The organism is Serratia sp. PF-27, from assembly GCF_030053255.1.
GTDB classification, from domain to species: domain Bacteria; phylum Pseudomonadota; class Gammaproteobacteria; order Enterobacterales; family Enterobacteriaceae; genus Serratia; species Serratia bockelmannii.
The window spans coordinates 142,564-155,092 of sequence record NZ_JASGBT010000019.1; the positions used below are offsets into that span (position 1 = coordinate 142,564).

The window sequence follows — 12,529 nt, forward strand, 5'->3', positions numbered from 1 at the left end:
CGCATTTCGCCCCGGCGCCAGGCCAGTGCGGGGAGGGGAGCGGCAGAACGCGAAGTCTAAGGATAACCGTATGAAATATGACACATTAGCCAGTGAGATTTTGGCCGGCGTCGGTGGCCGCGACAATGTGAAAAGCTTGGTGCACTGCGCCACCCGCCTGCGTTTCAAGCTGCGCGACGACAATCGTGCCAACGCGGCAGCGCTGAAGAAAAACCCGGGCGTCATCATGGTGGTGGAGAGCGGCGGCCAGTTCCAGGTGGTGGTGGGCAACCACGTGGCGGAGGTGTTCGACGCGGTCAATCGGGTCGGCGGATTGGCCGAGGGCGCGCCGAGCGACGACGCGGGCGGTAAAAAAGACAACCTGCTCAGCCGCTTTATCGATCTGGTGTCCGGCATTTTTACCCCGCTGCTCGGGGTGATGGCCGCTTCGGGGATCCTGAAAGGCTTCCTGGCGCTGAGCCTGGCCTGCGGCTGGCTGCTGGAGAGCGGTGGCACCTTCAAAATGCTGTTCGCCGCCAGCGACTCGCTGTTCTACTTCTTCCCGATCATGCTCGGCTACACCGCCGGGAAAAAATTCGGCGGCAACCCCTTCGTCACCATGGCGATCGGCGGCGCATTGACGCATCCGCTGATGATGGCGGCGTTCGAAGCGGCGCAGCAGCCGGGCGCGGTGCGCGAATATTTCTTCGGCATTCCGCTGACTTTTATCAACTACAGCTCGTCGGTGATCCCTATCATCTTTGCGGCCTGGGTGTCCTGCCGCCTGGAGCCGTTGTTTAACCGGGTGATCCACAGCGCGCTGCGCAATTTCATCACGCCGCTGCTGTGCCTGGCGATCACCGTTCCCTTGACCTTCCTGCTGATCGGCCCGGCGGCAACCTGGCTCAGCCACCTGCTGGCCAACGGCTATCAGAGCATTTACGCCTTTAACCCGATCATCGCCGGCGCCTTTATGGGGGCGATGTGGCAGGTGTGCGTGATCTTCGGCCTGCATTGGGGGCTGGTGCCGTTGATGATCAACAACCTGAGTGTGCTGGGGCGCGACACCATGGTGCCGCTGCTGTTGCCGGCGGTGATGGGGCAGGTCGGCGCCACGCTGGGCGTGATGCTGCGCACCCGCGACGCCAAGCTGCGGGCGCTGTCCGCTTCAGCCATCGGCGCCGGGATCTTCGGCATCACCGAACCGGCGGTGTACGGCGTCACGCTGCCGAACAAACGCCCATTCATCTTCGGCTGCATCGGCGGCGCGCTGGGCGGTGCGGTGATTGGCTACTTCCATACCTCGGTCTACTCGTTCGGCCTGGTGAGCGTATTCACCTTTGCGCAGATTATCCCCGGCGGCGGCATCGACGCCACGGTATGGGGCGCGATCGGCGGCACCCTGCTGTCGTTCGTGTTCGCCGCGCTGGCCAGCTATCTGTTCGGCGTCGCACCGGCGGAAGAGACGGTACAGCCTGAAGCCGCCGCGCCGCTTAACCGCAAACAGGTCATTCTCAGCCCGATCGCCGGCGATATCGTGCCGCTGGATCAGGTGAACGACGCGACCTTCGCCAGCGGCCTGCTGGGGAAAGGGGTGGCGATTGCGCCGCAGCAGGGGCGCGTAGTGGCGCCGGTCAGCGGCAGCGTGGCGTCGCTGTTCAAAACCAAACACGCCATCGGCATCGAATCGGACGACGGCGCGGAGATTCTTATCCACGTCGGCATCGATACCGTGAAGCTCGACGGGGCGCATTTCACCGCCCACGTGCGGGAAGGCGAGCGGGTCGCCCCGGGCGATCTGCTGATCGAGTTCGACCAGGCGGCGATCCATGCCGCCGGCTATGACACCACCACGCCGATCATCATCAGCAACAGCGATGACTACGTGGACGTGTTGACCAGCGGCCTGTCTCCGGTGCAGGAACAGGCGCCGCTGCTGACTTTATTACGTTAATTGAGGAGCAAGCGATGAACGGCAAGTTTCCGCAACATTTTCTGTGGGGCGGCGCGGTAGCGGCGAACCAGGTAGAAGGCGCGTATCAGGCTGACGGCAAGGGGCTGTCGACCTCCGATCTGCAGCCGCAGGGCATCTTCGGCGCGATTACGCCGCGCATGGCGGGCGACAGCGGCATCAAGGACGTGGCGATCGATTTCTATCATCGTTATCCGGAGGACATCGCGCTGTTCGCCGAAATGGGCTTCAAGTGCCTGCGCACCTCGATCGCCTGGACGCGCATTTTTCCACAGGGCGACGAAGAGACGCCGAACGAAGCCGGGCTGGCGTTTTACGATCGGCTATTCGACGAGATGGCGAAATACGGCATTCAGCCGCTGATCACGCTGTCGCACTATGAGATGCCTTACGGTCTGGTGAAGCGCTACGGCGGCTGGGGTGATCGGCGCACCATCGATTTCTTCGAGCGCTATGCGCGCACCGTATTCGAACGTTATAAGCACAAGGTCAAACGCTGGCTGACCTTCAACGAAATCAACATGTCGCTGCACGCGCCCTTCACCGGGGTTGGCCTGCCGCAGGAGAGCGACAAGAGCGCCGTCTATCAGGCGATCCACCATCAGTTGGTGGCCAGCGCCAAAGCGGTGAAGGCCTGTCACGAGATCGTGCCGGAGGGCCAAATCGGCAACATGCTGCTGGGCGGCATTCTGTACCCGCTGAGCTGCAAGCCGGAAGATCTGCTGGAAACCCAGCGGCAAAACCGCGACTGGCTGTTCTTCGGCGACGTGCAGGCGCGCGGCTATTACCCGGCCTATATGCAGCGCTTTTTCCGTGAAAACGGCATTCAGGTGACGATCACCGAGGAAGATCGGCAAACGCTGCGCGAAACCATCGACTTCATCTCGTTCAGCTATTACATGAGCGGCTGCGTCACCGCCGACCCGGAGCAGTACGAGACGGCGCGCGGCAACATTCTCGATATGGTGCCGAACCCGCACCTGGCCAGCTCGGAGTGGGGGTGGCAAATCGACCCGATCGGGCTACGCTACCTGCTCAACGTGCTGTACGACCGCTATCAGAAGCCGCTGTTCATCGTCGAGAACGGGCTGGGCGCCAAAGACCGCGTCGAGGCGGACGGCAGTATCAACGACGACTACCGCATCAACTACCTCAATGACCATCTGGTGCAGGTGGCGGAAGCCATCGACGACGGCGTCGAGGTGATGGGCTACACCAGCTGGGGGCCGATCGATCTGGTCAGCGCCTCGAAGGCCGAAATGTCGAAGCGCTACGGCTTCATTCACGTCGACAGAGACGATGCCGGCAACGGCAGCCTCGAGCGCCGCCGCAAGAAGAGTTTCTACTGGTACCGCGATGTGATCCACAGCAATGGCGCCAGTCTGAAAGACCGACGGTAACCCTTCAGCCCGGCGGCAAGCGCCGGGCGTTAACCTAACGTTATTCGCTGCTGTTCATGATGGGAAATTCTCTCCCAGGGAATGCTGTTGCCCGCAGTCAGCCGTTATGCGGAGAAATATAATAATGATGAAAAGCTTATTACCTCGTTCCATGACCCTGGCGGCGCTGGCGCTGTGGTGCAGCCAGGCGCAGGCGGAAACGCTGCAAACCGGCAAGGACGTTGAAGCCCCCACCGCTAAATGGGAAGGGGTGGCGCTCGGTTTTGAACCGCCGCAGCCTGGGCTGTTGGGGGATATGCTGGGGATCAGGCCGATCCTGGAGGATCATGGCTTCCACTATAACCTCGGCTACCTCAGCCAGCTGTCGTATAACGCCGGCGGCGGTTACAACCACGATAAACAGGCGTCGTATATCGACCAATTTTCGCTGACCTTCAGCCAGGATCTGCAGGCGCTGACCGGCATTCCGGACGCGGCGATCGAAGGCAATATCGTCAACCGCAACCATGACAACAACCTGACCCGCGATCGGCTGCAGGATCCGCGCGTCGGCCTGACCGATCTGTCGCAGGAGAGCTATGGCGGACAGTCGATTACCCGGCTGGGTTGGTTGACCTTCAGCCGTTCTTTCCTCGACAGCCGGCTGCAGTGGCGCATCGGCATGATGAACAAGGTGCAGGATTTCGATCAGATCATCCCCTGCGATTTTCAGACGCTGACGCTGTGCGGCGGCAAGTCCGCCAACTCGTTGACCTGGTACAACTGGAACGTGCATTACTGGGGAACCACGCTGCAGTACAAACTGACCGATGGCCTGACGCTCAAGGGCGGGGTGATGGAGCAGAACCCGAGCGCCCCCAGCCGCAGCCACGCCTGGAGTTGGTCCACCAAGGGCAGCAAAGGCTTCCTGTTGCCGATGGAGCTGGAGCTGAAAACCCACGCCGTCAACCAGCTGCCGGGGGTGTATAACCTGGGCGTGCTGTTCACCAACGCGCGCCAGAGCGATCTTTATGAAGGGGTGTCCGGCGGGCCGGGCGCCAGCGATCCGCAGGGCTATCGCAACCACGATCGCACCTGGTTCCTGTATACCGGTTTCAACCAGCAGGTGACGCGCCATGCGGATGACGTCAACCGCGGCCTGAGCGTGTTCTACAGCCTGGGGCTGGGAGATCAGCGCAGTAACTACCTGCACTGGTCTACCTCGACCGGCATTCGCTATCGCGGGCTGTTCGATGCGCGGCCGGACGACTGGCTGGGGCTCGGCGTCTCGGTGGTGAAACTGAGCGACCGCTATAAAGACAATCAGCGGTATCTCAACCAGATGAGCGGCATCAGTGATTATCACGATCCGAACTACCGGCCAGTGCCGGGCCACTCGGTGACGGCGGAGCTGTATTACCGCGTTAACGTCACGCCGTGGCTACAGCTGCAGCCGGGCCTGCAGTACTGGCATCACCCGGCGGGCGTCAGCGAGACGCAGGATGCCTGGGTGACGGCGTTGAAAACGGTGGTGACCTTCTGATCAGGCCGCGTCGCTCTCGCGGTAGCGCCGGCGGGCGTGTTCGAACCAGCTGGCCGGCACGTTGTGCGGTGGCTGCTGCAACCTGAGCAGCCCCTGTTCAACGATATGGCTGGCCTGGCGCCACAGCGTCGGGTCGCCTTCGGTCAGCACCTCCAGCAGGCGCTGTTTCTCGATCAGGTAGGTCTGGGCGAAGTGGCTGTCGTAGTCCAGCAGCGAGCGGGTGTTGTCGATCAGATCCGCCAGCTTGATGGTTTTGGCCTGCGGCGACGCGCCGGCGCTGTGGCGCCGATCGCGGTTTTTACGCTCGAAGCGGTTGCCGTCCTCGGCGTGGCTGACGTTGGTCAACATCCGCACCAGTTCCGCCACTTTTGGCCCAAAGTGGCTGTCGATGTCGCCGAGGGTGGTGGGCGTGTCTTCCACCGTATCATGCAGCCAGGCGGCCGCCAGCATCTCTTCGGTGTGCGGCACGCTGCGCACCAGCTCCATCACCGCCTGCGGGTGGACGATATACGGATCGTCGGTGTATTTGCGGCGCTGATCGATGGCCGCATGCGCCTTGGTGGCGTAGCGGCGCGCGCGTTCTACAAGCGTGTTCGTCATTTCCTTTCCCTCCGAGCATCCTCTGCATAAAAAAAGGTAGCATACCTCACAAGAAATAGCTTGCGATTACATCGTGCGCTATCTATATTCGTACACATGAAAAGCACCGATACCGAACAACCCAAGGCGAAGAACCTGCTACAGCTCGATCAGCAGCTCTGTTTCGCGCTGTACTCCGCCAACCTGGCGCTGCACAAAGTCTACCGCAAGCTGTTGAGTCAGCTCGAACTCACCTACCCGCAATACCTGGTGATGATGGTGCTGTGGGAACGCGATCGGGTGACGGTATCGGATATCGGTGAGCGGCTGTTCCTCGATTCCGCCACGCTGACGCCGCTGCTGAAGCGGCTGGAAACCGCCGGTTTGCTGGTGCGCTATCGCGCCACCGCCGACGAGCGGCAGGTGATCATCGCACTCACCGAAGCCGGCCGCGCGCTGCGCGAGCGGGCGCAATCGGTGCCCGAGGCGGTGATGTGCGCTACCGACTGCAGCCTGGACGAGATCGTCTCGCTCAAACAGCAGCTGGAAAAGCTGCGCGGCAGCCTGATCGATCAGATTTGACCCACCGCCGCCGGACGCAAGAACGGCACGGGTGGTCTACACTGGTTAATAAGTGTCAAAAATAAGTAGTGCGCGATTTAATCGCAAAAGATAAATATGTGACCGGCTTTACCTCGTGGAAGCCGTAGTCATCTCGCCAACCAGCAAGAAGGAATGAACGATGTCTATTGAGAAAGTGGTTTACCGCGCTCACGCCACCGCAACCGGCGGCCGCGACGGCCGTGCGACCTCCTCCGACGGCGTGTTGGACGTGAAATTGGGCGTGCCGAAAGAGATGGGCGGCGCCGGCGGCGAAGTTACCAATCCCGAGCAGCTGTTCGCTGCCGGTTACTCGGCCTGTTTCCTCGGCGCGTTGAAGTTTGTCGCGGCGAAGGAAAAGGTCAAAATCCCGGCCGAAGCCAAGATCGACGGCACCGTCGGCATCGGTGAGATCCCGAACGGCTTCGGCATCGAAGTGCAGCTGGATATCTCGCTGCCGGGCATCGAGCGCAGCGTGGCGGAAGATCTGGTGAAAAAGGCGCACGTGGTGTGCCCATACTCCAACGCTACCCGTGGAAATATCGATGTGACTCTGAACGTTAAGTAAGATTTTTGCCGAAATATGGAAAAAATGGAGGGTTTGTCCCTCCATTTTCTTGCGTGCCCTGCCTGAAAATCGTTCAAAAAAACGGTAAATTTTGTCCGTTTTGTGAGAATTCTCTTGATTATTACCCGCAAAATAACGCTTATTGCCGGTTGGCTGAACCAGAAGCCGCAATCAGTGTCTGACTGAGTCAGAACCGCTACACCGCCCCCGGAGCCACCGCGTTACATGAACAAAGTTAAATCGCTATCGCAGCAGAATTTATCGTTATTGTTAGCGATCTATATCGGCATCTTTCTCAACCTGTCCGTTTTCTATCGCCGTTTTGATTCGTTGGCGCATGGCATTCAGGGGATTAAGCTTATTTCGGCGGTGACGGAAGTCATCGCTATCGTCCTGTTCACATTCTTCATCATGCGGCTGGTATCGCTCGGCGGCCGGCTGTTTTATCGCATCGTCGCCTCGCTGCTGGTGTTGATTTCGGTGGCTGCCAGCTACTACATGACGTTTTTCAACGTGGTGATTGGCTACGGCATCGTGGTGTCGGTGATGACCACCGACATCGATCTGTCGAAAGAGGTGGTTGGCCTGCACTTTGTGCTGTGGATGGTGGCGCTCAGCGCCTTGCCGCTGCTGCTGATCTGGAAAAACAGCCTGCGTTACACCCTGATCGAACAGCTGAAAACCCCCGGCCATCGCATCAAACCGCTGATGGTGTTGCTGGCGGTGGTGGCGTTGGTCTGGCTGCCGCTGCGCATGCTGGACGATGAGCAAAGCGTGCAAGAGAAGCTCTCCAACGTCGATCTGCCGAGCTACGGCGGCGTGGTAGCGCACTCGTATCTGCCGTCCAACTGGCTGTCGGCGCTGGGGCTGTTTGCCTACACCCGCTATGACGAAAGCCAGGACCAGAGCACGATGTTCGATCCGGGCAAACACTTCACTTATGTACCACCGGCGGATATCGACGATACCTACGTGGTGTTCATCATCGGTGAGACCACGCGCTGGGATCACATGGGCATGCTGGGCTATGAGCGTGATACCACGCCGCGGCTGTCTAAAGAGAAGAATCTGGTGGCGTTCCGCGGCGAGTCGTGTGACACCGCTACCAAGCTGTCGCTGCGCTGCATGTTCGTGCGCGAAGGCGGCACCGAAGACAACCCGCAGCGCACGCTGAAAGAGCAGAACGTGTTCGCGGTGCTGAAGGATCTGGGCTTCTCTTCCGAGCTGTTCGCCATGCAGAGCGAGGTGTGGTTCTACAACAACACCGAGGTGAACAACTATTCGTTCCGCGAGATGATCGCGTCCGAGAAGCGCAACGACGGTAAGGCGGTCGACGATATGCTGCTGGTGGACGAAATGAAGGAGTCGCTGGCGCGTTATCCGAAGGGCAAACACCTGGTGATCCTGCATACCAAAGGCTCGCACTACCTGTACTCGCAGCGCTATCCGCGCAGCTATGCGCGCTATCAGCCGGAGTGCATGGGGGTGGATGATTCGTGCACCAAGGCCCAGTTGATCAACGCCTTCGACAATACGGTGCTGTATACCGACAGCTTTATCAGTAATGTGATCGACCAGGTGCGGGACAAGAAGGCCATCGTGTTCTATGCCGCCGATCACGGCGAATCGATCGGTGAGAATACGCACCTGCACGGCACGCCGCGCGAAATGGCGCCGCCGGAGCAATTCCGCGTGCCGATGATCGTGTGGGCGTCGGACAAGTTCCTCGAAAACCCGCAGCACCTCAGCGCCTTTGAGCAGCTGCAGGCGCAGCAGCGCATCGGCAAAACGCATCGCCACGTCGAGCTGTTCGACACCATCCTCGGCTGCCTCGGCTACACGTCTCCCGATGGCGGCATCGTGGATAAAAACAACTGGTGCCATCTGCCGCAGGATAAAACGGCGCCTGCCCGCCTGTAACCTCTCCCGCCGGGTGCCTGTCTTGCGCACCCGGTAATTTCACCCAATACATTCTCTTCATCAATTATTCCGGTGTGTGCATACGGTATACTTGCGCACTTCCCCTTCTAACCGGAGATTTCCATGACCCTGCGCGTGGCGTTTATCGACGATCATGACATTGTGCGTTCGGGCTTTGTGCAGCTGCTGTCGCTGGAGGCCGATATTCAGGTGGTGGGCGAGTTCAGCAGCGCGGCGCAGGCGCGCGCCGGCCTGCCGGGGCTAGAGGCGGAAATCTGCATTTGCGACATTTCGATGCCGGACGGCAGCGGGCTGGATCTGCTGGCGGACATTCCCTCCGGCATCCGCGTGGTGATGCTGTCGATGCACGATAACCCGGCGCTGGTGGAAATGGCGCTGGAACGCGGCGCCAGCGGTTTCCTCTCCAAGCGTTGCAAACCGGAAGATCTGATCACCGCGGTGCGCACCGTCGCCGGCGGCGGCGTCTACCTGATGCCGGAAATCGCGCAGCAGTTGGCGCGGGTGAAGGTGGATCCATTGACCCGCCGCGAGCGCGAGATCGCGCTATTGCTGGCGCAGGGCCAGGAGGTGCGCGAGATCGCCGCCGCCTTGGGGCTGTCGCCGAAGACGGTGCATGTGCATCGCGCCAACCTGTTCGCCAAGCTGGGCATCAACAATAACGTCGAGCTGGCCAGACGGATGCTGAACCTGTGACGCAGCGCCTGATCACCCAGTTGGCGCTGTTCTTCATCTATGCCGCCAGCGCGTTTTGCCTGTGGGGCATCGGCACCGCGCTGATCGACCCGCCCTGGCAGGCGCTGCTGCTGTTCCCGTTCGGCCTGCGCATGGGCATTTTGCTGCAGAGCCCGTACCGTTTCTGGCCGGGGATCCTGCTGGCCGACCTGCTGCTGATGGCGCTACTGGCGGACCAGTTCGGTTACGGCCCGGCGCTGTGGGCGTCGGTGGCGGTGCTGGTGCTGACGGTGCTGCTCAGCCTGCTGGCCTCGCCGTGGCTGTTGCGCCATCAGCAGAGCGACAGCGAATGGCGATGGCCGCTGTTGCAGGGTGCGGTGGTCACCGCCGCCGCCTTGCTGCAGGCGCTGGTGTGGCAGCTGGTGAGCGGCGAAGGCGCCCGTGCGCTGCTGCTCGGCCTGACCGGCGGTTTCACCATCGCGCCGACCTGCCTGCTGTTGTGGCACTATCTGGCACGCCAAATCTGGGTGCCGCTGGAGCCGGGGCTGATCCACAAGCCGGTGGAGCTGCGTCTGGGCCACCTGGCCAGCTATCTGCTGCTGTTTGCATTCAGCATCTGGCTGCAGCAGCAGGTGAACGCCGCCGAGCTGCGGCGTTTCGCACCGTTCTGCCTGGCCATTCCTATCGTGTTCATGTCTTATCGCTATGGCTGGCAGGGCGCGTTGTTGGCGACGCTGCTCAACGGCGTGGCGCTGATGGTCAACGAGCCGCCGCAGCCGGAGTCGCACCGCGATCTGCTGCTGTCGCTGCTGGCTCAAAGCCTGACCGGGCTGCTGCTGGGCGCCGGCATTCAGCGCCAGCGCGAACTGAATCAACAGCTGCGGCTGCGGCTGGCGGAGAACCGCCAGCTGGCGCGGGCGCTGGTGACGGCGGAGGAGCAAACCCGGCGCGAGGTGGCGCGCGAGCTGCACGATGAAGTGGGGCAGACCATCACCGTGATCCGCACCCAAGCCAGCATCGTCAAACGCCTGGCGCCGGAACCGGCGGTGATCGGCTGCGCCGACACCATCGATGCGTTGGCGCTGCGGGTCTACGACGGGGTGCACGACGTGCTGACCCAGCTGTGGCCGGCGGCGCTGAACAACCTGCCGCTGTCGGCGGCGGTGGCGGCGATGCTGCGGGAATCGCTGCCGCAGGACGCGTCACTGGTGAGCAGCCTGCAGTGGCAGGTACCGGACGAGCTGCTGGATGAAACGCTGAAAATCACGCTGTACCGGGTGTGCCAGGAAGGGGTGACCAATGTGTGCCGCCACGCCGGCGCCAGCCGCCTGGAGCTGGACGCACGCCTGCAGCCGCGCAAAGGCGCCGCGCCGCTGATCGCCCTGACCATCCGCGACAACGGCGTGGGCTTCGAGGCGGAAAACCATCAGCCGGGGTATGGCCTGCGCGGCATGCAGGAGCGCATCAGCGCCCTCGGCGGCAGCCTGCGGCTCACCTCGGAGCGGGGCGCCTGTTTGAGTGTGATCTTGCCCACAGTTTCACCGGAGCAAGCGCAAAACTAGGAAAAACTCCTAACTGCGTCGGGAATCCGGCGTAAGCCTCCCGCGCGCGCGGGGAGCATCATAGCGGCACTTTATTCAATCCTCTGAGGTTCCACATGTGGTCTTTCCTTAAAAGCCGCTCGGACGCGCCGCAGGTCACCGATCAACGGCAGATCGACGCCAGCTACAAATACTGGCGCATCCAGCTGATGTGCACCATGTACATCGGCTACGCTGCGTTTTACTTCACGCGCAAAAGCTTCAACTTCATCATGCCGGCGATGCTGAGCGATCTGGGTCTGACGATGTCCGACGTCGGTATCCTCGGCACGCTGTTCTACATCACCTACGGCTGCTCGAAATTCATTTCCGGCATGATCAGCGATCGCTCCAACCCGCGTTACTTTATGGGGTTGGGCCTGATCATGACCGGGGTGCTGAATATCTTCTTCGGCCTCAGCTCGTCGCTGCTGATGCTGGGCACGCTGTGGATCCTCAACGCCTTCTTCCAGGGCTGGGGCTGGCCGCCGTGCTCCAAAATCCTCACCAGCTGGTATTCGCGCTCCGAGCGCGGTGGCTGGTGGGCGATCTGGAACACCTCGCACAACGTCGGTGGGGCGCTGATCCCGCTGCTGGTTGGCTTTATCTCGCTGCACTTCAGCTGGCGTTACGGCATGATCATTCCCGGTATCATCGGCGTGGTGCTTGGCCTGCTGATGTGCTGGCGCTTGCGCGACAAGCCATCCACCCTGGGGCTGCCGAGCGTCGGCAAATGGCGTAACGACGCCATGGAGCTGGTGCAGGAATCGGAAGGCCAGGGGCTGAGCAATCGCGAGATCATCAAACGCTACGTGCTGACCAACAAGTACATCTGGCTGTTGGCGGTCTCTTACGTGCTGGTGTACATCGTGCGCACCGCGATCAACGACTGGGGCAACCTCTATCTGACGCAGGAAAAGGGCTATTCGCTGATGACCGCCAACTCGGCCATCTCGCTGTTTGAAGTGGGCGGTTTTATCGGTTCACTGGTGGCCGGTTGGGGCTCCGACAAGCTGTTCCGCGGCAACCGCGGCCCGATGAACCTGATTTTCGCCATCGGTATCTTCCTGTCGGTGGCGGCGCTGTGGCTGATGCCGGGCGTGACCTACCTGCTGCAGGCCTGCTGCTTCTTCGCCATCGGCTTCTTCATCTTCGGCCCGCAGATGCTGATCGGCATGGCGGCGGCGGAGTGCTCGCACAAGGATGCGGCGGGCGCGGCGACCGGTTTCGTCGGCCTGTTCGCCTACCTGGGTGCAGCGCTGTCCGGCTACCCGATTGCGCGAGTGATGGAAGTCTGGCACTGGAACGGCTTCTTCGTGGTGATTTCTATCGCCGCCTGCCTGTCGGCGCTGTTCCTGCTGCCGTTCCTGCGTGCGCAGACGCCGGCGCTGAAACCGGCCAAGGCCTGAGTAAAATTTGCTGCGCAGCCCCCGGCGCAGCGCATTATGGCGCTTTTATCACCACTTGAAATGCAGGCGAAAAAAAGTGATTGACGCCTATAACCGCCAGCAGTAAGATGCGCCCCGCATCGGCGAGTAGCGCAGCTTGGTAGCGCAACTGGTTTGGGACCAGTGGGTCGGAGGTTCGAATCCTCTCTCGCCGACCACCATTCGAAAAACCTGCTTTTTAAAGCAGGTTTTTTTTCGCCCGTAGTTTATGAGGATGAGTACCTCCGCAGGAGGTTCGAGCCTCGCGAAGCGAGACAACGTTGCTTTA

Annotated in this window: 10 protein-coding genes, 1 tRNA gene and 1 other RNA gene (1 of these 12 cut by a window edge); 11 read left to right on the forward strand and 1 reads right to left on the reverse strand. The window is 61.2% G+C overall.

The genetic code is table 11. The annotated features are described in order from the left end of the window. Nucleotides 1–70 precede the first annotated feature (70 nt). From bglF to QMZ29_RS12305, 3 genes are all read left to right on the forward strand, one after another. Nucleotides 71–1,933: a PTS beta-glucoside transporter subunit IIABC gene (gene bglF, locus QMZ29_RS12295; RefSeq protein ID WP_043142315.1), complete on the forward strand. Its 1,863-nt coding sequence runs from the start codon at nucleotides 71–73 to the stop codon at nucleotides 1,931–1,933. Nucleotides 1,934–1,947: 14 nt separating this feature from the next. Further along, nucleotides 1,948–3,351 (forward strand): glycoside hydrolase family 1 protein, encoded by a 1,404-nt coding sequence (locus QMZ29_RS12300; protein WP_025304827.1) that lies wholly within the window; start codon nucleotides 1,948–1,950, stop codon nucleotides 3,349–3,351. Nucleotides 3,352–3,502: 151 nt separating this feature from the next. Then, nucleotides 3,503–4,873 (forward strand): carbohydrate porin, encoded by a 1,371-nt coding sequence (locus tag QMZ29_RS12305; RefSeq protein ID WP_373408032.1) that lies wholly within the window; start codon nucleotides 3,503–3,505, stop codon nucleotides 4,871–4,873. On the opposite strand, the gene QMZ29_RS12310 is transcribed toward QMZ29_RS12305, so the two are convergent. Further along, nucleotides 4,874–5,473, reverse strand: coding sequence for an HD domain-containing protein (locus QMZ29_RS12310; RefSeq protein ID WP_025304829.1), 600 nt, complete (start codon nucleotides 5,471–5,473; stop codon nucleotides 4,874–4,876). A gap of 96 nt (nucleotides 5,474–5,569) precedes the next feature. On the opposite strand from QMZ29_RS12310, the gene QMZ29_RS12315 reads away from it, so the two are divergent. The 8 genes from QMZ29_RS12315 to QMZ29_RS12350 all read left to right on the forward strand — a co-directional run. Further along, nucleotides 5,570–6,034: a MarR family winged helix-turn-helix transcriptional regulator gene (locus QMZ29_RS12315; protein WP_049209001.1), complete on the forward strand. Its 465-nt coding sequence runs from the start codon at nucleotides 5,570–5,572 to the stop codon at nucleotides 6,032–6,034. Between the two features lie 160 nt (nucleotides 6,035–6,194). Continuing rightward, nucleotides 6,195–6,620 (forward strand): organic hydroperoxide resistance protein, encoded by a 426-nt coding sequence (locus QMZ29_RS12320; RefSeq protein ID WP_004934114.1) that lies wholly within the window; start codon nucleotides 6,195–6,197, stop codon nucleotides 6,618–6,620. 225 nt (nucleotides 6,621–6,845) lie between these two features. Then, on the forward strand, nucleotides 6,846–8,540 hold the full coding sequence (gene eptB / locus QMZ29_RS12325; RefSeq protein ID WP_060434831.1) for a kdo(2)-lipid A phosphoethanolamine 7''-transferase: 1,695 nt from the start codon (nucleotides 6,846–6,848) through the stop codon (nucleotides 8,538–8,540). Between the two features lie 123 nt (nucleotides 8,541–8,663). Then, complete coding sequence (gene uhpA, locus QMZ29_RS12330; RefSeq protein WP_019452588.1) at nucleotides 8,664–9,254, forward strand: response regulator transcription factor UhpA; 591 nt, start codon at nucleotides 8,664–8,666, stop codon at nucleotides 9,252–9,254. After that, nucleotides 9,251–10,795, forward strand: coding sequence for a signal transduction histidine-protein kinase/phosphatase UhpB (uhpB, locus tag QMZ29_RS12335; protein WP_043142285.1), 1,545 nt, complete (start codon nucleotides 9,251–9,253; stop codon nucleotides 10,793–10,795). Before uhpA ends, uhpB begins: the two co-directional genes overlap by 4 nt. A 95-nt stretch (nucleotides 10,796–10,890) precedes the next feature. After that, nucleotides 10,891–12,222, forward strand: coding sequence for an MFS transporter (locus tag QMZ29_RS12340; protein ID WP_261426273.1), 1,332 nt, complete (start codon nucleotides 10,891–10,893; stop codon nucleotides 12,220–12,222). A gap of 120 nt (nucleotides 12,223–12,342) precedes the next feature. Next, nucleotides 12,343–12,419: transfer RNA gene (locus QMZ29_RS12345), tRNA-Pro, on the forward strand. Between the two features lie 99 nt (nucleotides 12,420–12,518). Continuing rightward, a non-coding RNA gene (locus QMZ29_RS12350) (RtT sRNA) lies at nucleotides 12,519–12,529 on the forward strand; it runs 119 nt beyond the window's last position.

Excerpts from the sequence above, each read along its gene's own strand:
- bglF (WP_043142315.1), top strand. The coding sequence starts at position 71 with ATGAAATATGACACATTAGCCAGTGAGATTTTGGCCGGCGTCGGTGGC.
- QMZ29_RS12300 (WP_025304827.1), top strand. The coding sequence starts at position 1,948 with ATGAACGGCAAGTTTCCGCAACATTTTCTGTGGGGCGGCGCGGTAGCG.
- QMZ29_RS12305 (WP_373408032.1), top strand. The coding sequence starts at position 3,503 with ATGACCCTGGCGGCGCTGGCGCTGTGGTGCAGCCAGGCGCAGGCGGAA.
- QMZ29_RS12310 (WP_025304829.1), bottom strand. The coding sequence starts at position 5,473 with ATGACGAACACGCTTGTAGAACGCGCGCGCCGCTACGCCACCAAGGCG.
- QMZ29_RS12315 (WP_049209001.1), top strand. The coding sequence starts at position 5,570 with ATGAAAAGCACCGATACCGAACAACCCAAGGCGAAGAACCTGCTACAG.
- QMZ29_RS12320 (WP_004934114.1), top strand. The coding sequence starts at position 6,195 with ATGTCTATTGAGAAAGTGGTTTACCGCGCTCACGCCACCGCAACCGGC.
- eptB (WP_060434831.1), top strand. The coding sequence starts at position 6,846 with ATGAACAAAGTTAAATCGCTATCGCAGCAGAATTTATCGTTATTGTTA.
- uhpA (WP_019452588.1), top strand. The coding sequence starts at position 8,664 with ATGACCCTGCGCGTGGCGTTTATCGACGATCATGACATTGTGCGTTCG.
- QMZ29_RS12340 (WP_261426273.1), top strand. The coding sequence starts at position 10,891 with ATGTGGTCTTTCCTTAAAAGCCGCTCGGACGCGCCGCAGGTCACCGAT.